This window comes from Paracoccus albus (assembly GCF_027913035.1).
Taxonomy (GTDB): domain Bacteria; phylum Pseudomonadota; class Alphaproteobacteria; order Rhodobacterales; family Rhodobacteraceae; genus Paracoccus; species Paracoccus albus.
The window spans coordinates 2304571-2326567 of record NZ_CP115775.1; the positions used below are offsets into that span (position 1 = coordinate 2304571).

The window sequence follows — 21997 nt, forward strand, 5'->3', positions numbered from 1 at the left end:
GCTGGAGTATGTAATGTCTACGCAAAACAAATTCTTCGACGACATGTCACGGATGATGACAAACGCGATGGGGGTTGCCCAGGGCGCGAAAGACGAAGCTGGCAATGCCTTCAATTCCTGGATCGACCGCTGGCTGGCCGAACGTGACCTGGTCACGCGCGAGGAGTTCGACGCTGTGCGCGACATGGCCATCAAAGCCCGGACCGAGAATGCCGAGTTGAAGGCGCGGATCGACGCGCTCGAAAACGCGCAAAATCAGGGCTGAGTCAGCATAACCGACTGCAGGAGTGCGCCTTTCCCGTCATAGACCAGCACCTGATCGCTTTCCGTGAGCACGATCAGCCGGTCTGAGGCAAATGTCACCGCTTTCGCGGTGGCACCATCCGGAAGCGTGACGTCATCAGGCAATTGCGGCAGCTCTGCCGTTCCAAGCCTTACCCAGAGGATCACCACGATGGCCGCAAGGCCCAGTACCATCGCGACAGCCAAAGCGGCGACAAGTGTTTTCAAAAACCGCAGATGGGGGATGAATTCCGCTGACATCGCCTCGTCCTGCCTGTTTTGCTGATCCGAATCGCTTTGCATGGCTGAACTGATCCTGACAATTCCCGACGGTATGACCGAGCGCCTTGATAAAGCGCTTGCCGAACTTGTGCCAGCAGAAGCCGCCCTGTCGCGGTCGCGCATCGCGAAGCTGATCGGCGATGGAGCGGTCAGCGGGGTCGATGGTGTAGTCGGCCAACCCAAGCACAAGGTCGCCGCCGGCGAGACCTACCGGATTTCTCTGCCGGAACCTGAGCCAGTCGAAACGCTGCCGCAGGACATACCGCTTAACGTGGTTTTCGAAGATGATGCACTGATCGTCATAGACAAACCCGCCGGAATGGTCGTTCACCCTGCGCCAGGCAGCCCGAACGGGACGCTGGTGAACGCGCTTTTGCACCATTGCGCCGGCAGCCTCTCGGGGATCGGCGGAGAAATGCGTCCGGGCATCGTGCATCGGATCGACAAGGAAACCTCTGGCCTGCTGGTTGCTGCGAAATCGGACCTCGCACACCATGCCCTCGCCGCCCAGTTTGAGGCCCATAGTGCTGATCGGGCCTATCTTGCATTGGCGCACGGCCACATGGATGCGGCTGACGCGCGTCTGCGTGGCACGCGCGGTGTCAGTTTTGAACCGGGCAGCGTGCTGAAAGTCAGCTCTCGGCTGGACCGCCACCCCACGGATCGTCAAAAGCAGGCGGTTTACTTTGAGGGAGAGCGTGGCCGGCACGCCGTGACGCGGGTGCGTATGCTGGAGAGTTTCGGTAGCCCACCCGCGGCCATGCTTGTCGAATGCCGGTTGGAAACCGGCAGGACCCATCAAATTCGCGTGCACATGGCCCATGCGGGGCTTGGGCTGATCGGCGATCCTGTCTACGGTGGTTCCAGAAAGGCATCCGCGAAATCGCTTGGAGCGGCGGCGGTCGCCGTGCAAGCTTTCCCCCGACAGGCCCTTCATGCCGCACGTTTGGGTTTCCGGCACCCCGTTACCGGCGAACAGTTGGAATTCACTTCACCCCTTCCTGCCGATATGCAGGATTTGCTGACCAGCCTGCGCGGAACTGGTGGTTCACAATCGCGTTGATCTGGCGAGAGGACAGGACATGGCCAATTATACGAATCTTCCCGCCCCAAGTCCCGAACAGGGCCTTAACCGCTATCTTCAGGAAATCCGGAAGTTTCCGCTTCTGGAGCCGGAAGAGGAATATATGCTGGCCAAGGCATGGGTCGACCATGAGGACAGCGAGGCCGCTCATAAGATGGTGACATCGCACCTGCGCCTCGCCGCGAAGATCGCCATGGGCTATCGCGGCTATGGCCTGCCTCAGGCAGAGGTTATTTCCGAGGCCAATGTCGGCCTGATGCAGGCTGTCAAACGCTTCGATCCCGAAAAGGGCTTTCGTTTGGCGACCTATGCGATGTGGTGGATCCGCGCCTCGATCCAGGAATATATCCTGCGATCATGGTCTCTGGTGAAGATGGGCACGACCTCTGGCCAGAAGAAGCTGTTCTTCAACCTGCGCAAGGCCAAGAACCGCATCGGCGCGATGGAAGAAGGTGATTTGCGTCCTGAAAATGTCGCTCAGATCGCCAATGATCTGAATGTGACCGAACAGGAAGTGATCGACATGAACCGCCGCATGGCCGGTTCTGATGCGTCGTTGAACGCAACCGTCGGTTCCGGTGACGGCGAATCTACCGCCCAGTGGCAGGATTGGCTGGAAGATGAAGACGCTAATCAGGCCGAAGCCTATGCCGAGGCGGACGAACTGAATCAGCGTCGCGATATGCTCATGCAGTCGATGGATGTGCTGAATGACCGCGAGAAAGACATCCTGATGGAGCGTCGCCTGCGCGACAATCCGATGACGCTGGAGGAGCTTTCCGAACGTTATGGCGTGTCGCGTGAACGCATCCGGCAAATCGAGGTGCGCGCTTTCGAAAAGCTGCAAGAGCGCATGCGGAACCTTGCCCGTGACAAGGGCATGACGATCGAGGACGCCAGTTGACGCGAAGCCGTCGGACGCACATCCTGTCAAAGGGTTATCTGGCGGGCTGACATGAGATCGACGGCGCTGAAGCAATTCCAACGGCTGGAAGCGCCGGGAAGCTGGCGCTCGTCGCCCGATGAGCAATTGCGCGAGGTGATCGTGTCAATTGGCGAGGCGACGCTGATCCTCAGCGATCCGAAATCGGATGAGCCGCTGACCCATTGGTCACTGCCCGCTGTCGAGCGGACGAACCCTTCGTTGACGCCCGCTATCTACACGCCTGCTGCGGGCGCTGATGATGAGCGGCGCGAGACATTGGAGATTGAAGAGCCTCTGATGATCGAGGCGATCTCGCGGGTGCAGGCCGCGATTGCCGCAAGACGCCCGCATCCGGGGCGGTTACGCAACCGGCTGACATTGCTGGCGTTCGTCATAATGGTCGTCGCGGCACTGATTTGGGTCGTTCCGGCACTGCGTGATCACGCGGCGAAGATTACACCACAGGCGGAGCGCGAAAGGATCGGGCAGGCGATCCTCGCGGATATGGTCCGCTCGACCGGCCAACCCTGCCGTGAGCCCGCAGGCGAGCAGGTTCTGACGACACTCGCGCAGCGGGTCCCAATGCCTGATGGCACGCGCATCGTCGTACTGCCCGACGGGCCCGGCGGCGCGATCGTGTTGCCAGGCAATCTGACGGTGATCGACAGCGCATTGATCACCGGGGAAGATGGGCCAGAGGCTGCAGCGGGTCACCTGCTCACCGCTGCATTGGCAGCGCGGCAGGTGGAACCGATGCACCTTGTCATGCAGAGGCAAGGCTTTCTGGATGTGCTGGGGCTTCTGACCCGCGGGTCTTTACCGGCAGAAAGCTTGCAGGGGTTCGGAGGCGACCTTCTGGCCTCGCCGCCGCCCGCACCGGATGATCAGACTTTGCTGGCTGGATTCGCAAATGCCCGCATCCCCTCGACACCCTATGCCGAAACGCTGGGTGAGGCGGCTGCACGGGCGGTTCCGCTGGTCGAAGCCGATCCGTTCCGATCACAACCCTATCCGGAGATACTTGACGAGCGTGACTGGGTTACATTGCAGCAGATCTGCATCGACCGAGACTGATCAATGTTTTCCTGAATAGGGCGGGCGACCCTTCGTTCAACCGCCATATTCAGCGTGCGATGGCTGATCGGTAACCCAGTTTGCGTAGCGACTCCAACGCGGCCGACAGTTTCCGCGCGTCCTTAAACGGGCCAGCCATGACATATCTCTTACCGTCCACGCCGACCACCTTCTCCCTTACGACCGGGTAGCCCAAGCGGTGCAGCGCAAGAACCGCGATCTTGGCGCCTTCTATATCGAACCGTCCGATCTGGACATATTTCGCGTCTTGCGGGACGTTTGTGGCCGAGTTCTGTTCATCGACCGTCTTGTCTGTGCGATCATTCTTGCTTGATGCCTGATCGACCTTCGTTGAAGATTGCTTGGCCGCTTTCACTTTGGCGCGTTCTTTGTCTGCGGCCTGCCGGGGGGCAGCTTGATCGCCACTCGACCCGGCGGCACCGATTGCCGTCTTGGGCGCGGCTTTTTCCGCCTGCCCGACCGCTTCGTCGGCAACTTCCGCCGAGGCGACGTTACGGCCATCACTCTTTGCCGATTTGCCGCGTGTGGCGCTTTTCGGGCGCGCTATCCCGCTGCAAAGCCCACCGGTGGGGTCTTCCAATGCCGGTCCACCGTCACCACTGGCTGGCTTCAGCCCAAGCAGATCGCACAACCGATCATCGCGCGACCAATCGCCTGCTCTATGCCCCGCAATCCGTCTGCGAAGCGTTAATCCGCGCGTTATTTCGCCGGTGGACATTTCTTCGACGTTCTGCTGACGTCGCTCGTGTTGCTGACTTGCGGGGCGGGCATTGTCCTTCATTTCGGTCCGAACGGCCTGCGTCAGCCTGACGTCTTCGTCAGTCAGTGTTTTCAGCGTCAGCTCGCGCTCTATCGAACCGCCACCCTGCCGTACAATTGGCAGGCTGATACTGTCCTGGCCTCCCCACACTGCACGGCTTGGCGGGAATCCGCAGACCTGTGTCTGATCGTCATCTATCAGGGCTGTCCAACCCCTGTCGTTGCGCAGGAATACACAGCCGGCACTGTCGATATACTGGTTGCCGATAAACCCGTCAGGCGCGGGCTCCGCCGGCTGCAACGTTTGTGCTGCCAACGGCAACGCAACGGCCTGCCACACGATCAATAACCAAAGATGCCGCCGCATATGCCCGCCGAATCGATCCATATGCCGGTTCTAGCGCCAAGGGATTGACGGTCCGTAAACGGCCTACTTCGTGCCGAACATCCTGTCACCGGCATCGCCCAGACCCGGCACGATATAGCCGTGATCATTCAGCCTTTCGTCCAGTGCGGCCGTGACGACTGGCACATCAGGATGGGCTTCCTTCATCCGCGCGACACCTTCCGGCGCGGCCAGAAGGCACAGGAACCGGATATTTGACGCACCAGCCTGTTTGATAAGATCAATGGCCGCCGCGGAAGAGTTCCCGGTCGCCAGCATCGGGTCGACGACAATCGTCATCCGCTCTTCCAAGCCGTTGGGCAGCTTCGAGTAATACTGAACCGGCTGCAAGGTGTCGGGATCACGATAGAGGCCAACAAAGCCCACCCTTGCGGACGGAATCAGTTCCAATATCCCATCGAGCAAGCCATTTCCTGCCCGCAAAATAGAGACAAGCGCCAGCTTTTTGCCCTCCAACACGGGGGCATCCATCGGTTGCAACGGTGTGTCGATCCGCTGGGTCGTCACCGGCAGTTCGCGCGTGATTTCATATGCAAGAAGCAGGCTGATCTCTCTCAACAGCTGACGAAAACCCGCGGTAGACGTGGATTTGTCGCGCATCAGCGTCAGTTTGTGCTGAACAAGCGGGTGTTCGACGACGGTCAGATGAGGGGTCATGGCGTGCTCCGGTTGGTCATGCAAAGGCGGATAACAGCCTGTCGCGGGTTTTTACATCGCAGAAAGCTGCTTCGGCGGCATTGCGATTCATGGCTTCGAATTCCGCGTCACCCCAACCGAAAGCATCGGCAAGGCGATCATATTCGTGGCTGAGGGTCGTATGGAAGAAGGGCGGATCATCGGTCGAAACGGTCACTTTGACCCCGGCATCGGCCAGTCGCGCAATGGGGTGTGCGGACCAGTCGGGGTAGATGCCAAGTGCGATATTCGATCCCGGACAAACTTCCAGAACAATCCCCTGCTCTGCAAGATCGCGCACCAATTGCGGGTCTTCAGTCGCCCGGACACCGTGGCCGATCCGGCTGACCCCGAGGCTCAGCGCGTCGCGAATGGATTGCGGGCCACCCCACTCTCCGGCATGGCAAGTCAGACCCAGCCCGGCTTCGCGTGCGCAATCAAAGCTCCACGCATAATCCTGTGCGCGTCCCACGGCTTCCGCCCCGCCCATGCCGAGTGCGGTGACCCAGCCTGTGCCATCGGCGCTGCCGGTTTCTGCGGCACATATGGCCGATCTGCGTGCCCGTTCGGGTCCGAAATGGCGGATTGGCGTGACAATTGCGCGGCTGTCCACGCCCTGTGCCGCCATTGCAGCGGCGGTTTCTTCCATCGCCGCAAGATAATCACGCCAGGCGGCAAGATCGCCGCCGCCGCAAAATTCGGGGGATACGAACAACTCGACGTAGATTGCACCCTGTTCAGCGCAGTTTTGCAGGACCTCTCTAAGGAGGCGCGCGTAATCCTGCGGGGTCGTAATGACCGAAGTCGCAGCTTCGTAGACCCGCAGGAAATCGTCGAAATCAATGTATTTGTAGTCGCCACGCTCATCAAAAATCGCAGGCAGATCGGCCTGTTTCTCTGCGGCAAGGCTACGGATAAAGGACGGTGGCGCGGCGCCTTCAAGGTGAAGATGCAGTTCAATTTTCTTGATGTCTTTCATCAGAGACTGTCCTAAGCGTTGATCTCGGTTCAAAGAAAACTGGCACCATGAGCCGGCGCGTCCAATCCAAGATGCGCGGCGACACTTGCGCCGATATCCGAGAAACCGACCTGGCCAATCTCGCGCAGCCCTTTCCCCGCCCCCAGAACCGGCACACGCTCTCGGGTATGGTCAGTGCCAGTCCATGACGGATCATTCCCGTGATCGGCTGTGAAGATGATCAGATCGTCTGGTTTCAGCCGATCCATCGCCTGGCCAACAATACCGTCGAACCATTCCAGATGGTTGCCATAGCCGTCTACGTCGCGGCGATGACCGTAAAGGCTGTCAAATTCGACGAAATTGGCGAAGGTCAGGCTTCCATCCTCTGCTTCATCCAAAAGACGTAGCAGGTGATCCGCGAGATCCGCGTCGGATTTGCCCTTGTGCAGCATTGTGATCCCGCGATGGCTGAAGATATCGCCGATTTTACCGATTGCATGGGTCACGCGGCCGGCATTTTCAGCGATATCCAGGATTGTATCGGCAGGCGGCGGCACCGCGTAGTCACGACGGTTCGCGGTGCGCGTGAAGTTTCCGGGTGATCCGACAAATGGGCGGGCGATCACGCGGCCCACACGCATCTTGTGCAGCATTGGCGCAAGGTCTTCACAAAGTGTCAGCAGGCGATCCAGCCCAAATGCCTGTTCATGCGCGGCGATCTGGAAGACACTGTCGGCAGAGGTATAGCAGATGGGCCAGCCGGTGCGCAGATGTTCGTCGCCGAGTTCCTCCAGGATGAGCGTGCCGGAGGCGTGCTTGTTGCCCAATATGCCATCGGTTCCCGCCAGTTCGCAGGCGCGGGCCGTGACGTCTGCCGGAAAGGCAGGCTGGGCGTCAGGAAAATAGTGCCAGTCCCAAGGCACTGGAACCCCAGCGATTTCCCAGTGGCCGGACGGCGTGTCCTTTCCCGGCGAAATCTCTGTCGCCGCACCCCACAGCCCCTGCGGTTGCGTGCCAAGGCCGGGGGCATCCTGGCCGCTCGCAAGCCGGACGGCAGCACCCAATCCTAACCCGTCCAGATTGGGAACATGCAGGCCGCGTTGTTGCGCGATATGCAGCACGGTGTTCGATCCGGTATCGGGCCGGTTGTCATTGAAAAACTCTGAAGCATCGGGCGCACCGCCAATTCCGACGGAATCCATTACAACAAGAAAAGCACGGCTCATTTCGGATTCCAGCGATCCCGCTGCTCCTCAGTATCAGATTGTTCAGCGACAGCGCGGGCACGGATCAGCTTCTGTGGCGCAGGTGCCTTATCGGCAAGGTGATAAGATTTCTGCACTGCCGCTATCGCAATGTCGGCATCAGCCTCTGTCGCGGCATGGACAAGCGCCAGCTGGCCCCCGGTTGCCTCACAGCGACGCCGCAATTCGCTAAGCCCGACGCGGTGGTCGATCTTCTGGCCAGCACGCACCCGTCCCCCGCCGAGCGCGACGACTGCCTGCCCAAGTGCTGTTGTGTCGATCGCCTCGACAAAGCCCGGTGGCGCGGGGACGGGTCGGGTGATCGGCGCGGTTTCCAGATGCGCGGCAGGATTATCCAGTAAATCAGACGGCCCGCCCTGCGCCACGACCATGCGGGCAAGCACCTCTGCCGCGCGGCCGGATTGCAGCGCGTCCGCGGCCAGAGAGTAGGCGTCATCCTGCCCCGTCAGCCGCAATGCTTCCGCCGAAAGGGCAAGGGAAAGTTCACGCAGCGCTGATGCCTCGCCCCGCAAACATCTGATCGCTTCCGCAACTTCCAGAGCGTTGCCGGCTGCACGGGCAAGCGGCTGATCCATATCCGTGATCAGCGCGGATGTGCGGCAACCTGCAGCCTCGGCAGTTTCAACCAGCGAAACGGCCAGTGCCTCGGCCTGCTCTGGCGTACCCATGAATGCGCCGGACCCGGTCTTCACGTCCAGCACCAACGCATCGGGGCCGACTGCTAGCTTTTTGGACAGGATCGACGCGGTGATCAGGTCAATGGACTCAACGGCCCCTGCTTCATCCCGGATGGCATACAAACGCCGATCCGCGGGTGCGAGATCGGCAGAAGCGGCAACAATGGCGCAACCGACCTCGCCGACGGCTTTGCGGAACGCCTCCTCCGTCAGATCGCAGTCAAAGCCCGGAATTGCCTCCAGCTTATCCAGCGTTCCGCCGGTATGGCCCAGCCCCCGGCCAGAGATCATGGGAACATAAGCCCCGCAAGCCGCAAGCAAGGGTGCCACAACCAGCGACACGACATCGCCAACGCCGCCGGTTGAGTGCTTGTCGACGACAGGACCGGGCAGGTCCCATGTCATCAGATCGCCGGAATCCCGCATCGCGCGGGTCAGGGCCGTGCGTCCCTCAGCCGATAGGCCGCGCAGCAGCACCGCCATCGCAAATGCCCCGGCCTGCGCATCCGAAAGCGAGCCATCCGACAACCCAGCCGCAATCAGCCGTGCACCGCGATCATCCAGTTCACCCTCGTCACGAAGGCGCGCGATGATCGGTCGAAGGTCCGTGACCTTCGACGGGCCGCCCGCTTCGTTCATGCTCAGCTGCCCCCCATATGGCCCGCGTCAAAGCGCCCCGGCAGCAACTCGCCAATCGTCGTTGAAAACGTCGCACCAGAGGTTGTCGCCAGCAGAACAGGCGTATCGCTGCGGCCGAACTCTGCCAGCTTCTGCCGACACCCGCCGCAGGGCGGAACGGGTTCGGGACTGCCAGCAATCACCGCGACTTCCGTCAGTTGGGTCTCACCAGCTGCAACCATCGCAGCGATGGCGCCAGCTTCTGCGCAAGTGCCTTCGGGATAAGCGACGTTTTCGACATTGCACCCCCGATAGATCGTGCCGGATGCGCCGCGCACCGCTGCTCCGACCTTGAACGTGGAATAGGGCGCATAAGCTGCTTCGCGCACCTCGCGTGCGGCGTCTAGAAGGGACATAGGCGGCCTCCGGTTGTCATCGGCGGATTCTGCGCGCTGCAGGTGCCGGATGCAAGATGTCGATATATCCTCGCAAAGACTTACTGAGGCGGGAACGGGCGCGACGGCTTGTGATGATCCGCCAAACTAGTTTAACGCTGAACCATGAAGCAGGCACGGTTTCACCCAACCGTAGCACGACATTGACAGCACCCGGCCCGCTCGGCCAGGGACGCCGCATGAAAGGGGGCAACTATGGAAGAGCAGCGCCAAGATAAGGCTCGTGCATCCGCACTGGAATATCACGAGTTTCCGCGCCCCGGTAAGCTTGAGATTCGCGCAACGAAGCCCCTTGCCAATGGCCGCGACCTTGCCCGCGCCTACAGCCCCGGCGTGGCCGAGGCCTGCATGGAGATCAAGGAAAATCCGGCGGATGCGGCGCGATATACGTCGCGCGGCAACCTTGTCGCTGTGGTCTCCAACGGGACTGCCGTGCTTGGGCTGGGCAATATCGGCCCACTTGCGTCCAAGCCGGTGATGGAGGGCAAGGCCGTCCTGTTCAAGAAATTCGCCAATATCGACTGCTTCGATCTGGAAATTGCCGAAGCCGATCCCGAAAAGCTGGCCGCCATCGTGCAAAGCCTTGAGCCAAGCTTTGGCGCTATCAATCTGGAGGATATCAAAGCCCCGGAGTGCTTCATCGTCGAAAAGCTTTGCCGGGAACGTATGAATATCCCGGTCTTTCATGATGACCAGCACGGCACCGCAATCGTCGTAGGCGCCGCCGCGGCCAACGCCCTGCGCGTCGTCGGCAAAAAGTTCGAGGATATCAAGATCGTCTCCACCGGCGGTGGTGCCGCTGGCATTGCCTGCCTGAACATGCTGCTCAAGCTCGGCGTCAAGCGCGAGAATGTCTGGCTCTGCGACATTCACGGGCTGGTCTATGAGGGCCGGACAGACGATATGAACCCCCAAAAGGCAGCCTATGCGCAAAACAGCGATTTGCGCACACTGGATCAGGTCATCGACGGTGCGGACATGTTCCTTGGCCTGTCTGGCCCCGGCGTTCTCAAGCAAGACATGGTCGGACGGATGGCCCCCCGCCCGGTGGTCTTTGCGCTCGCCAACCCGACGCCAGAGATCATGCCCGATGAGGTAAAAGCGATTGCGCCCGATGCGGTTATCGCCACCGGTCGCAGCGACTTCCCGAACCAGGTGAACAACGTCCTTTGCTTCCCGTTCATATTTCGCGGCGCCCTGGATGTCGGGGCGACACAGATCAACGATGAAATGCAGATCGCCTGTATCGAAGGCATTGCCGCACTCGCCCGCGCGACGACCGCCGCCGAAGCAGCAGCGGCCTATCGCGGCGAAACGCTGACCTTCGGCCCGGATTACCTGATCCCGAAGCCGTTCGATCCGCGCCTGATCGGTGTCGTCTCTTCCGCCGTCGCCAAGGCGGCGATGGAATCCGGTGTGGCGACGCGACCGCTGGAGGATATCAACGCCTACAAACGCAAGCTGGATGGATCCGTCTTCCGGTCCGCACTTATCATGCGCCCCGTGTTCGAGGCGGCGGCCACAGCCAGCCGCCGTATCGTCTTTGCCGAGGGCGAGGATGAGCGTGTGCTGCGCGCCGCAAATGCGATGCTTGAGGAGACGACCGATGTCCCTATCCTGATCGGTCGACCGGATGTGATTGCGTCCCGCGCCGAACGCGCAGGACTGCCAATCCGTCCGGAAAAAGACTTTGAAATCGTGAACCCTGAAAGCGATTCACGTTACCGCGAATATTGGGAAACCTATCACGAACTTATGGCCCGGCGCGGTGTCACCCCCGACCTTGCCCGCGCGATCATGCGCACAAACACGACGGCCATCGGGGCCGTTATGGTCCACCGCTCTGAAGCCGACAGCCTGCTGTGCGGCACGTTTGGCCAATATAGCTGGCACCTCAACTATATCGAGCAGGTGCTTGGCCGGGACGGTCTGACACCGCATGGCGCGCTGTCGATGATGATCCTTGAGGACGGGCCGCTGTTCATCGCGGATACGCAGGTGAACAACCATCCGACCCCGGAACAGATCGCCCTTTCGACCATTGGCGCTGCAAGGCACGTTCGCCGTTTCGGGCTGATCCCGCATGTTGCACTGTGCAGCCATTCGCAATTCGGCAACCTTGATACCGATTCCGGCAAGCGAATGCGCGAGGCGATGCGTATCTTGCAAAACAATGAGGTCGATTTCAACTTCGATGGAGAGATGCACATCGACTCCGCGCTCGACCCGGATATCCGTTCGCGCATCTTCCCGGCATCGCGGCTGGAAGGTGCTGCGAATGTGCTGATTTTCGCGGGCACCGATACGGCCTCTGGCGTGCGCAACATCCTCAAGCACAAGGCCAACGGGCTTGAGGTCGGGCCGATCCTGATGGGGATGGGCAACCGCGCCCATATCGTCACGCCGTCCATCACGGCACGCGGTTTGCTGAACATGTCGGCTGTCGCCGGAACGCCGGTTGCACATTACCGCTGATCGCTCAGCCAATTGACGCGGTTGCCGCCGCGCCGTCCCCCGCATATCGTTCGCGTTGGGGGAGGATGAGGCATGGCATATCAGGATATCTACGACGGTTGGAAAGCCGATCCGGAAGCTTTCTGGATGAGGGCCGCGGAAGCAATCGATTGGGTCCGGCCACCATCCAGGGCCCTGTTCGACGATAACGCCCCGATCTACGACTGGTTTTCGGACGGACTGGTCAACACATGCTGGAACTGCGTGGACCGCCATGTCGAGGCAGGGCGCGGCGATGACATCGCGATCTATCATGACAGTCCGATCACACATGCCACCAAAGGCATTACTTTCGCAGAACTGCAACGGCGCGTCGCGACATTGGCCGGTGCACTGCGCGCGCGCGGTATCGAAAAAGGCGACCGGGTCATCATCTACATGCCGATGATACCGCAGGCTGTCGAGGCGATGCTGGCTTGCGCTCGCCTGGGGGCCATCCATTCGGTGGTGTTTGGCGGCTTTGCGGCGAACGAACTCGCCGTGCGCATCGACGATGCTCAGCCCAAGGCCATCATCGCCGCATCCGCCGGGCTGGAGCCGGGGCGCGTCGTCCATTACAAGCCGCTGCTGGATCAGGCCATAGATCAGGCTAGGCACAAACCCGACTTCTGCGTCATCTTCCAGCGAGAGGAAGAGGTCGCGAAGCTGACGGAGGGCCGGGATGTCAACTGGCATGGCTTCCAATATGGCGTGGAGCCCGTGGATTGTGTCCCCGTCGAAGGCAACCACCCGGTCTATATCCTGTATACCTCTGGCACCACGGGTCAGCCAAAAGGGGTCGTTCGCCCCACCGCCGGTCATCTGGTGGCGCTGCAATGGTCGATGACGAATATCTACAATATCGGACCCGGCGACCGTTTCTGGGCGGCATCCGATGTCGGCTGGGTCGTTGGCCACAGCTATATCTGCTATGGTCCGCTGATCGCCGGGGCGCAGACCGTGGTGTTCGAGGGCAAGCCCATCGGCACACCTCATGCCGGCGTGTTCTGGCGCACGATCCAGAACAATCGGATCAAAAGCTTCTTCACCGCCCCGACAGCCATCCGCGCAATCCGGCGAGAGGACCCGGATGGTGAATATATCCGCCGCTACAAGCTGCACGACTTGCAGGCGCTGTTCCTGGCGGGAGAGCGTGCTGATCCGGAAACCATCAGATGGGCGCAGGAACATCTGGGCGTCCCGGTGATCGACCATTGGTGGCAGACGGAAACTGGCTGGGCCATCGCCGCAAATCCGCTGGGGATCGAGGAGATGCCGATAAAGCTGGGCAGCCCGACCGTGCCAATGCCGGGCTATGACGTTCGGGTCCTGGATGAGGGCGGCAATCCGGTGCCACCAGGAACGCTCGGCGCCATTGCGATCAAGCTGCCATTGCCCCCGGGCACGCTATCCGGCCTTTGGAATGCCGAGGACAGATACCGCAAGTCATACCTGTCGCACTTTCCCGGCTATTACGAAACTGGCGATGCGGGCTATCTGGATGAGGATGGTTATCTCTACATCATGGCGCGGACCGATGACGTCATCAATGTGGCAGGTCACAGGCTGTCGACCGGCGCGATGGAAGAGGTTCTGGCGCAGCACAGCGATGTTGCGGAATGCGCGGTGATCGGTGTGAATGACCCGCTGAAGGGGCAGGCCCCGATGGGGTTCCTCTGCCTGAAGAAGGGCAGCCAGACGCCGCACGAACAAATTGTGCAGGACGTTATCAGGATGGTACGTGATGAAATCGGCCCGGTCGCCGCGTTCAAACGGGCTGTGATCGTCAACCGCCTGCCCAAAACGCGTTCCGGCAAGATCCTTCGGGCAACGATGTCAAAGATTGCGGATGGCGAGGAGTTCAAGACCCCTGCCACCATCGAAGACCCGGCCGTGCTGGATGAAATCACCAAAGCCCTCAACAGCCAGGCGCGCGGCTGATCTGTTCAAAAAATGAAGCATCCCGCCCGTGCGATACGGACGGGATGTGCCTGTCCCGTCAACCCTGCCGAAAGCCCGCGATTATCCTGACGGCGTTAGATGGAGCCACCAGATATTGTGTTTTTGGGGTCTGTGCGACCCAACCTGCGGGATAGACTTCCACATATCAAGGTTTTTTTGGTTAACGCGCGCAATTTCCTGTTTACTTTTCTGAGCACGTCAGAGCAGCACCATCTGCGCCAGTCCAAGAAAGGCAAAAAAACCAACCACATCGGTTACGGTTGTCACAAACGTGCCCGAGGCGAGCGCAGGATCGGCCCCGACTTTTTCCAGCGTCAGCGGGACAAGAATTCCGGCCAAAGCAGCGACAAACAGGTTCACAACCATCGCAATCGCGATCACCCATGCCAGAGAAAGCCCGTCAAACCAGATCCACGCAACGACGCCCATCACGACGGCGAAGCACAAGCCATTCAACACGCCCACCACCGCCTCTCGCCCGACGACCCGCCAGACGTTGGACCCGGTCAGGCTTTTTGTCGCAAGCGCCCGCACCGCAACGGTTAGTGTCTGCGTGCCCGCATTCCCCCCCATCGAAGCGACAATCGGCATCAGCACCGCCAGTGCCACGATCTGCGAAATCGTCGCTTCGAACATTGCGATGACAAAGGATGCGAGGATCGCCGTCGCAAGGTTCACGCCCAGCCAGGGCAGACGCTGCCAAAGCGTTTCAACAACAGTATCGGAAATCGAGCTTTCGTCGCCAACACCGGCCAAACGCAGGATATCTTCCTCGTGCTCGTCATCCAGCACCTCCATCGCGTCGTCGATGGTGATGACGCCGACAAGCCGGTCATGCTCATCCACGACTGGCGTCGAAATCAGGTGGTACTGGTTGAAGGCATAGGCCACGTCTGCCTCATTCGCGAAGGCATCAATCGGGCGGAAGCTTTCCTCGGTTATGTCGCGCAGCAGCACTTCGCGCCGCGCGCCCAGCAGGCGGCCAAGTGCCACATATCCGGCGGGGTGTCTGCGCGGATCGACCAGAACGACGTGGTAGAACTGATCCGGCAGATCCTCTTCGCTGCGCAGATAGTCGATGGTATCGCCGACCGTCCAATGTTCTGGCGCCGTCACCACCTCGGACTGCATCATCCGTCCAGCGGAATATTCCGGATATGTCAGCGACTGCTCGACGGCGGCGCGATCCGATTCGTCAAGCGCCGCCAGAACCTTCTTCTGCTCGTCTTCGTCCAGTTCTTCGATCAGTTCGACAATGTCGTCGCTGTCCATCTCGCGGACAGCGTCGGCAAGCGCCGCTTTCGGCATCAGTTCGACGACTTCGTCGCGGATAGACTCATCGATTTCCGAAAGGATGTCGCCGTCAATCTCTCCGGACCAGAGCGACATGAAGACGCGCCGACGCGCGGGGGACAGGTTCTCGATGACGTCGGCGATGTCTGCCGCGTGCATCGGGTCCAGCAATTCGTTCAGGCGAACGGGGTCTTCATCGTCAATCGCGTCGCGTATCTGATCCAGCAGAACGCGAGACGGCGTGAAATCGTCCTCATCATCGTCTTCGGGCGGTTGGGGCTCTGCGGCCTTTTCCTCCGAAACGGCTTCTGGCTGATCGGCAGTCAGATCCGGGCGCTGATCGTCGTCCTGCATGGCCCCCCCTTCTCGTTCTTTGGCGATGGCTGGTGGATCGGGCGGCGGGGCCCAAAGGTGATCTTAAATATCCCTTGTAACAGGGGCAATAATCAGCTGTTCAGCAACGTCAACGCCTTTGCATGAATTTCCGGCGTTGCTGCGGCAATGATACGCCCGCCGTTATGCGCCGGCTCACCCTGCCAATCGGTCACGACACCGCCCGCAGCCTGAACGACGGCAATCGGTGCTACGACATCATAGGCCTGCAGCCCGGCCTCGATCACCAGATCGACCTGCCCGAGCGCCAGCAAGGCATATCCATAGCAATCCAGCCCATAGCGGGTCAGCCGAACCTGCGACGCAACGCGGTGAAACCCTTCGTATTCGTCTGACGATCCGACCTCGGGAAAGGTGCTCAGCAAAGTTGCCTCGTGAAGGGCCACGTCTTTGCGTGTCTCAAGGGCTCGCTCCCCCTCTCGCGTCACAACCCGTGCGCGCCCAAGCCCGCCTTCGAAGCGTTCGCCGGTGAATGGCTGATCGACAATACCAAAGATCGGCCCGCTTTCATCCGTCAGGCCGATCAGCGTACCCCAGCTTGGCGCGCCAGAGATAAAGGCGCGGGTTCCATCGATCGGGTCAAGAACCCAGGTCAGGCCAGAGGATCCGGGCTGGGTCCCGAACTCTTCCCCCAATATCGCGTCCTCGGGACGCCGGTCGGCCAGAATCTGCCGCATCGCCCGTTCACTTTGCCGGTCAGCCTCGGTTACCGGATCGAAACCACCCGCCTGCTTGTTGTCGGGCCGCAAGCCTTCGCTGCGAAACAGAGGCATGGTTTTTGCGCGGGCCGCATCAGCCATCGCAGCAGCGGTGTCGAATATATCGGACCTGTCCATGTCGCCCCCATCGTTTCGCTGGCCTGATAGCGCGAAATCACGGGGGCGAACAGCCGCGCCATCACGCGGCGTGTGACAGAACCCTTGCCAGTTCGAAAATCTGGCGGCGCTGCGCCTCGGGCATCGCATAATATGCACGGATAAGCTGCAAAGCCTCTTTGCTGGCGATGATGTCGTCATCCAGAGAGGTGGCAGCGCGGCCACCGCTTATCCCTTCAAAGAAAAAGCTGATAGGCACATCGAGCGCAAGGGAGATATCCCACAGTCGCGAGGCCGAAACGCGGTTTGCACCAGTCTCATACTTCTGTATTTGCTGAAATTTGATGCCGACCTGATCCGCCAGCTGCTGCTGGGTCATACCAATAAGCCAACGCCGGTGGCGAATGCGCGTGCCCACATGCACATCAACTTCGTGCTTCATAACAATCCTCACCTAGTCTCGTAGAGTCATATACCAATTTAAAAACGCTGGCGACTCGGAATGACACATAACACGTTAAAGTTGACTGAAAGGACAGGCGAAAAATCATCAGAATGCATAAAAACGCCCCTTTCGGCAAAAACCAGCCGAAAAATTGGTACACGTTTTCCGAACTTGTCCGAATCATGCAATGTCCTGCCCAAATCCGCGCTTTTGGGTGGTCATGCGATTTTTCTGCATTCCACGGCACCAGGGCAGACAACCGTCGCAAAGTTGATCATTTTGCTCTTCGCATCCGTTGAAAACATGCGATACTGAGCCAATATTTACCTGTGACAGGCGCATCCGCGCCGCCAACGCCAGTTATGGAGAGTTTGATGGCTGAATACGACACCCTACGTCAGGCCCAGGCCCAGACGGGTGCCGCGACCCGCGCCGAGATTGACGCCGGCCTTCGCGCGTACATGTCGAAGGTTTACGGCATTATGGCAACCGGCATGGCCGTGACTGCCTTCTTTGCCCTAGGGCTGAACATGCTCGCCGTCGGTTCGGACGGTACCCTGACTCAGATCGGTTACGCCGTTTATGCGTCACCGCTGAAATGGGTACTGATGTTCGCGCCTCTGCTGGTGGTCTTCGCTTTCGGTGCCGCCGTTTATCGGCTGTCGACCCAAGCAGCGACGCTCATTTTCTACGGCTTTGCCGCATTGATGGGCATGTCGATCAGCTGGATTTTCCTGCGCTACACCGGCACGTCCATCGCAGCGACGTTCTTCGCGACCGCAGGCGCTTTCGCGGGTCTGTCATTCTACGGTTACACGACCAAGCGCGATCTGTCGGGCATGGGCACGTTCCTGATGATGGGTCTGATCGGTCTGATCATCGCTTCGATCGTGAACATCTTCCTGCAGTCGGGCGCGATGCAATTCGCGATCTCGGTCATTGGCGTCCTGATCTTCGCAGGTCTGACCGCCTTCGATACGCAGAACATCAAGAACACCTACCTGCAACTGCGTGAATCGAACCAGGACTTCCTGGGCAAGGCCGCCATCCTCGGCGCGCTGAACCTGTATCTGGACTTCCTGAATCTGTTCATGTTCCTTCTGCAGTTCATGGGCGCCAGCAACGACTGATCCTGTCGCCGCACTCATACAGAAAGGCCCCGCGATTGCGGGGCCTTTTTCGTTTGCGGGGATGATGTGCCGCCGGTTGTTACGGCCACTCCTTCGCCACCATGGTCAACACGTCATATTGCGCGACAACCTCATCTTTCTGGTTGGTGACGCGGCAATCCCAGCGGACTTCGGCATGTTCGGCATTCTCGCGCGGATTGATCTCCTTGCAGGTCAGCCGCACCTGCAGCGTATCGCCGAAATAGACCGGGGTCAGAAAGCGCAGATTGTCCACGCCGTAATTGGCCAGAACCGGACCCGGATCGGGATCGACGAACAGGCCCGCCGCGAAGGACGCAATCAGATAACCATGCGCCACGCGGTCATCGAAGAACGGGTTCGCCTTCGCGGCCTCTTCATCCATATGGGCATAGAAGGTGTCGCCGGTGAAATTGGCGAAATGTTCGACATCCTCCTCGGTCACCTCGCGCGCATCGGTGACGATCTGATCGCCAAGGCGCAGTTCTTCGACCGACTTGCGGAACGGATGCTTGCCCGTGCTGGTATCGGCACCATCCGACCAGATGCCAGTCACCGCGCTCAGCAGATGCGGGGCGCCCTGAACGGCGGTGCGCTGCATGTAATGCTTCACCGCGCGCATCCCGCCGAGTTCCTCGCCGCCACCGGCCCGGCCCGGCCCGCCATGAACCAGAGGCGCCAAGGGCGAGCCATGCCCGGTCGATGATTTCGCCGACCGCCGGTTCCCGATCAGCACCCGGCCATGCATCGGCGCCATGCCGATGACCATCTCTGCGGCGACATCCTTGCTGTCTGTGAAAACCGATGCCACGAGAGATCCCTTCCCGCGATGGGTCAGTGCCACGGCATCCGCGACATCATCATAGGGCATCAAGGTGACCACCGGCCCGAACGCCTCGACATCATTGGCCACCGCATCGGCCGGATTGTCGGCCAGCAGCACCACCGGATTGATGAACGCCCCTTTTTCCGCATCGCCAGAACTGACATTCACATCACCCGGATCGCCCAGCACGATCTGCGAGGAGGCTTTCAGATCCTCGATCCGTTCGCGCACTTCCTCTCGCTGATCCAGACTGGCGAGCGGTCCCATCCGCGTGCCATCCACCGCAGGATCGCCGGTCACGGTCTTTTCCAGCTTCGCCTTCAGCGCCTCGATCACCGCATCGACATGGGCGCGCGGCACAATGGCGCGGCGGATCGCGGTGCATTTCTGGCCCGCCTTGCTGGTCATCTCGCGCAGGACCTCGCGGACGAACAGATCGAACTCCTCGCTCCCCGGCCCCGCATCCGGCCCAAGGACCGAGGCGTTCAGGCTGTCGGCCTCCATCGTGAAGCGGACCGAGTTTTCGATGATCGCAGGCGAGGTTTTCAGCATCCGCCCGGTTGAGGCCGATCCGGTAAAGGTCACCACATCCTGACAGGTCACATGGTCCAGCAAATCCCCGGCAGAGCCAGATACAAGCTGCAAGGCCCCATCGGGCAGAATGCCCATATCGACGATCCGGCGGACCATCAGCTCGGTCAGGTAAGCGGTCTGGCTGGCCGGTTTGACGATCGTCGGCATCCCCGCAATCAGCGTCGGCGCGATCTTTTCCAGCATCCCCCAGATCGGAAAGTTGAAGGCGTTGATATGGACCGCCACGCCCTGCAGAGGCGTCAGGATATGCTGGCCCGAAAAGCTGGAATCCTTTGATAAAGGCTCAACCGGGCCATCGGGGATGACTTTCGCATTCGGCAATTCGCGCCGCGCTTTCGATGCCAGCGTCAGAAGCGTGCCGATACCGCCTTCGATATCGACCCAGCCATCGGCCCGCGTGGCCCCGGTCCAGAAGCTTTCGGTATAGAAATCCTCTTTCATCTCCATCAGCTTGAGGCCGATTTCCTTCAGCATCAGCGCCCGCTGATGAACCGTCAAATCACGCAGCGCACGACCGCCCTTCTCGCGCCCGTATTCAAGCGCCGCCGCATGATCGAGACCTGAGGCGTCGATCAGCGCCACCACCTCGCCGGTGGCAGCATTCAGCAATTCCTTGCCGTCTTTCGATCCGTTGCGCCATTCGCCGCAGATATAGGATTGCAGCAGTCGAGGGGTTTGCACATTCATCGCATATCCTTTCAGGCCAGCCCCATCGGCGCCAGCAGGTCATTCACCCGCTGCGCCCACAGCTCGCGCAGCTTTTCGTTCTCGGTATGGCGCAGACCGAACCGCGCCTGCGTGTCATAGCGTTTCGAGGCCGACTGCCCGAATGTCGCATCGACCTTCGGCATCCAATAGGCTATGGCATCCTTGGCCTGCGCGCGTCCCTCATCGCTTTCGGCGATCTGGCGCAGCCCGTTCAGACCCAGTTCGACGTGACGCGCCTCTCTGGGCGCGATTTCGCGATAGGTATCGGCCAGGGGCGCATAGCTGACGCGCTTCATCTCATCCATCTGCACGACCGTTGCCAGACCCATCAGCACATTCAGCACCACCGCATCGACATAGCCCTGCAACGGATAGTGAAAGACCGACAGGCGCATATCGTCGCCATGCCGCGCAGCCGCCAGGTCGGCATCGCGATCCATCCGCGCGGCCCAGTCATGGCTGTTGTCATACCGCGCCGTATCGGCCCCGAATTCGCCCATCACCGCGAGGACGCGACCCGCATGATCCAGCTTTTCCTGCGTGATCTTGGCCGCCGCGATCCGGTTCTTGATGCCGGGCGCATCGTTGATCGTATCGGCAAAGCCCGCCGCCCCCGCCAGTTCGCTGTCCACGAATGACGCCATCAGCCGCAGCAACTCGCCCCGGTAGCGCGGCGGGACATTGCCGGGAGAGGTCAGCTTGCCGCCCTGCGCCAGATAATCCTCGATCTTCATATCCATTGCCGCCCCCTATTCGTCATAGCTGACGACGATGCGGTCGGTCAGCGGATAGCATTGGCAGGTCAGCACATAGCCCTGCGCAACCTCGTAATCTTCAAGCGCGTGGTTAATCGCCATCTCGGCCTCGCCTTCCAACACCTTGGCGCGGCAGGTCGAACAGACCCCGGCCTTGCAGGCATAGGGCGCGTCCATATCGGCGGCCAAAGCGGCATCCAGAAGGTTCTCGCCCTGTTTCGGCATCCTGAATGTGCGCGTGGCACCGTCCAGCGTCACTACGGCCTCGGTCGCATCGCCCGACTGCGCGGCATCCTTGCTGACGGCCTTTTTCTTCGCCCGGCCGGGCTGGCTGGAGGCGAAGAGTTCGAATTTGATCTGCGCGTCATCCAGTCCCGCCTTGCGCAGGCTGTCGGCCACGGTCAGCATCAGCCCTTCCGGCCCGCAGATGAACGCCGTGTCGATGCTGGCCGGATCGATCCAGTTATCGAACAGCGCCTGCATCTTCTCGGCATCGATCCGGCCCGTGAACAGGTCGATCTCCTGCCCCTCGGATTTCAGGATATGGATGACCGAGAACCGACCGAGATAGGCATTCTTCAGATCCTCCAACTCCTCACGGAACATGATCGAATTTACGGATCGGTTGGCATAGATCAGCGTGAACCGGCTTTTGGGTTCGCGTTTGAGCGTTGTCTTGATGATCGACAGGACCGGCGTGATGCCCGACCCCGCCGCGACGCCGACATAATGCTTGACCGCCGCGCCATCCAGATCGGTGTTGAAACGGCCCATGGGCGGCATGGCGTCCAGTTCCATCCCGACGGCCAGATCCTCATTCGCCCATGTGGAAAATGCCCCGCCATCGACACGCTTGATGCCGACTCGCAGCGCACCGTCATCGCGGCCTGCACAGATCGAATAGGACCGGCGCAGCTCTTCGCCGTCGAAATCGCGCCGGAAGGTCAGATACTGACCTTGCGTGAAATCAAAGCTGGCTGCGTCTTCCGGTCTTGGTTGCAGCGTCACGACGACGGCGTCGCGGGTGTCGCGGCGCACATCGGTAACCTGCAAGGGAAGGAAGCGGGGCATGGCGGTTCCT

20 protein-coding genes are annotated in these 21997 nt (G+C 60.4%); 7 read left to right on the forward strand and 13 right to left on the reverse strand.

Annotated elements, in window-relative coordinates; all coding sequences use genetic code 11:
• Positions 1 to 13 precede the first annotated feature (13 nt).
• On the forward strand, positions 14 to 265 hold the full coding sequence (locus PAF20_RS11560) for an accessory factor UbiK family protein (RefSeq protein WP_271070787.1): 252 nt from the start codon (positions 14 to 16) through the stop codon (positions 263 to 265).
• Here the strand turns inward: PAF20_RS11560 and PAF20_RS11565 are convergent.
• The gene (locus PAF20_RS11565; protein WP_271070788.1) at positions 256 to 585 is read right to left on the reverse strand and encodes a DUF6476 family protein; all 330 of its coding nucleotides are present in this window, start codon (positions 583 to 585) and stop codon (positions 256 to 258) included. The two genes, PAF20_RS11560 and PAF20_RS11565, sit on opposite strands and share 10 nt — an antisense overlap.
• On the opposite strand from PAF20_RS11565, the gene PAF20_RS11570 reads away from it, so the two are divergent.
• Genes PAF20_RS11570 through PAF20_RS11580 form a run of 3 tightly spaced genes read left to right on the forward strand, consistent with a single transcriptional unit; the run spans position 584 to position 3647 of the window.
• Entirely contained in the window at positions 584 to 1627 is a 1044-nt protein-coding gene (locus PAF20_RS11570; protein WP_271070789.1) for an RluA family pseudouridine synthase, read from the forward strand. The two genes, PAF20_RS11565 and PAF20_RS11570, sit on opposite strands and share 2 nt — an antisense overlap.
• Positions 1628 to 1646: 19 nt before the next feature.
• A complete protein-coding gene (rpoH, locus tag PAF20_RS11575; RefSeq protein WP_271070790.1) occupies positions 1647 to 2552 on the forward strand; it encodes an RNA polymerase sigma factor RpoH in 906 nt (301 codons plus the stop codon).
• Between the two features lie 51 nt (positions 2553 to 2603).
• Positions 2604 to 3647: a hypothetical protein gene (locus tag PAF20_RS11580; protein ID WP_271070791.1), complete on the forward strand. Its 1044-nt coding sequence runs from the start codon at positions 2604 to 2606 to the stop codon at positions 3645 to 3647.
• Positions 3648 to 3696: 49 nt separating this feature from the next.
• Here PAF20_RS11580 and PAF20_RS11585 read toward each other — a convergent pair whose 3' ends face one another.
• From PAF20_RS11585 to PAF20_RS11610, 6 genes are all read right to left on the reverse strand, one after another.
• Complete coding sequence (locus PAF20_RS11585; protein ID WP_271070792.1) at positions 3697 to 4743, reverse strand: SPOR domain-containing protein; 1047 nt, start codon at positions 4741 to 4743, stop codon at positions 3697 to 3699.
• Between the two features lie 114 nt (positions 4744 to 4857).
• The gene (gene upp / locus PAF20_RS11590) at positions 4858 to 5490 is read right to left on the reverse strand and encodes a uracil phosphoribosyltransferase (RefSeq protein ID WP_271070793.1); all 633 of its coding nucleotides are present in this window, start codon (positions 5488 to 5490) and stop codon (positions 4858 to 4860) included.
• Positions 5491 to 5506: 16 nt separating this feature from the next.
• Complete coding sequence (locus PAF20_RS11595; protein ID WP_271070794.1) at positions 5507 to 6487, reverse strand: adenosine deaminase; 981 nt, start codon at positions 6485 to 6487, stop codon at positions 5507 to 5509.
• Positions 6488 to 6516: 29 nt separating this feature from the next.
• On the reverse strand, positions 6517 to 7695 hold the full coding sequence (locus PAF20_RS11600) for a phosphopentomutase (RefSeq protein ID WP_271070795.1): 1179 nt from the start codon (positions 7693 to 7695) through the stop codon (positions 6517 to 6519).
• Positions 7692 to 9050, reverse strand: a complete 1359-nt coding sequence (locus PAF20_RS11605) for a thymidine phosphorylase (RefSeq protein WP_271070796.1) — start codon at positions 9048 to 9050, stop codon at positions 7692 to 7694. The genes PAF20_RS11600 and PAF20_RS11605 overlap by 4 nt, the downstream gene beginning before the upstream one ends.
• A gap of 2 nt (positions 9051 to 9052) precedes the next feature.
• Positions 9053 to 9445: a cytidine deaminase gene (locus PAF20_RS11610; RefSeq protein WP_353620589.1), complete on the reverse strand. Its 393-nt coding sequence runs from the start codon at positions 9443 to 9445 to the stop codon at positions 9053 to 9055.
• A 234-nt stretch (positions 9446 to 9679) separates the two neighbouring features.
• Here PAF20_RS11610 and PAF20_RS11615 point away from each other — a divergent pair, with 234 nt between their 5' ends.
• Positions 9680 to 11959 (forward strand): NADP-dependent malic enzyme, encoded by a 2280-nt coding sequence (locus PAF20_RS11615; RefSeq protein ID WP_271070797.1) that lies wholly within the window; start codon positions 9680 to 9682, stop codon positions 11957 to 11959.
• Positions 11960 to 12031: 72 nt separating this feature from the next.
• Complete coding sequence (locus PAF20_RS11620; protein WP_271070798.1) at positions 12032 to 13918, forward strand: propionyl-CoA synthetase; 1887 nt, start codon at positions 12032 to 12034, stop codon at positions 13916 to 13918.
• Positions 13919 to 14137: 219 nt separating this feature from the next.
• Here PAF20_RS11620 and mgtE read toward each other — a convergent pair whose 3' ends face one another.
• The 3 genes from mgtE to PAF20_RS11635 form a co-directional block, all read right to left on the reverse strand.
• A complete protein-coding gene (gene mgtE, locus PAF20_RS11625; RefSeq protein ID WP_271070799.1) occupies positions 14138 to 15586 on the reverse strand; it encodes a magnesium transporter in 1449 nt (482 codons plus the stop codon).
• Positions 15587 to 15678: 92 nt separating this feature from the next.
• The gene (hisN, locus tag PAF20_RS11630) at positions 15679 to 16461 is read right to left on the reverse strand and encodes a histidinol-phosphatase (RefSeq protein ID WP_271070800.1); all 783 of its coding nucleotides are present in this window, start codon (positions 16459 to 16461) and stop codon (positions 15679 to 15681) included.
• A gap of 61 nt (positions 16462 to 16522) precedes the next feature.
• The gene (locus tag PAF20_RS11635) at positions 16523 to 16882 is read right to left on the reverse strand and encodes a helix-turn-helix domain-containing protein (RefSeq protein WP_271070801.1); all 360 of its coding nucleotides are present in this window, start codon (positions 16880 to 16882) and stop codon (positions 16523 to 16525) included.
• 377 nt (positions 16883 to 17259) lie between these two features.
• Between PAF20_RS11635 and PAF20_RS11640 the strand changes: the two genes are divergently transcribed.
• The gene (locus PAF20_RS11640) at positions 17260 to 18015 is read left to right on the forward strand and encodes a Bax inhibitor-1/YccA family protein (protein ID WP_271070802.1); all 756 of its coding nucleotides are present in this window, start codon (positions 17260 to 17262) and stop codon (positions 18013 to 18015) included.
• A gap of 79 nt (positions 18016 to 18094) precedes the next feature.
• On the opposite strand, the gene paaZ is transcribed toward PAF20_RS11640, so the two are convergent.
• Genes paaZ through paaE form a run of 3 tightly spaced genes read right to left on the reverse strand, consistent with a single transcriptional unit; the run spans position 18095 to position 21987 of the window.
• Positions 18095 to 20140: a phenylacetic acid degradation bifunctional protein PaaZ gene (gene paaZ / locus PAF20_RS11645; protein WP_271070803.1), complete on the reverse strand. Its 2046-nt coding sequence runs from the start codon at positions 20138 to 20140 to the stop codon at positions 18095 to 18097.
• Positions 20141 to 20151: 11 nt separating this feature from the next.
• Positions 20152 to 20901: a Phenylacetic acid catabolic protein gene (locus PAF20_RS11650; protein ID WP_434802919.1), complete on the reverse strand. Its 750-nt coding sequence runs from the start codon at positions 20899 to 20901 to the stop codon at positions 20152 to 20154.
• Between the two features lie 9 nt (positions 20902 to 20910).
• Entirely contained in the window at positions 20911 to 21987 is a 1077-nt protein-coding gene (gene paaE, locus PAF20_RS11655) for a 1,2-phenylacetyl-CoA epoxidase subunit PaaE (RefSeq protein ID WP_271070804.1), read from the reverse strand.
• Positions 21988 to 21997: the final 10 nt, after the last annotated feature.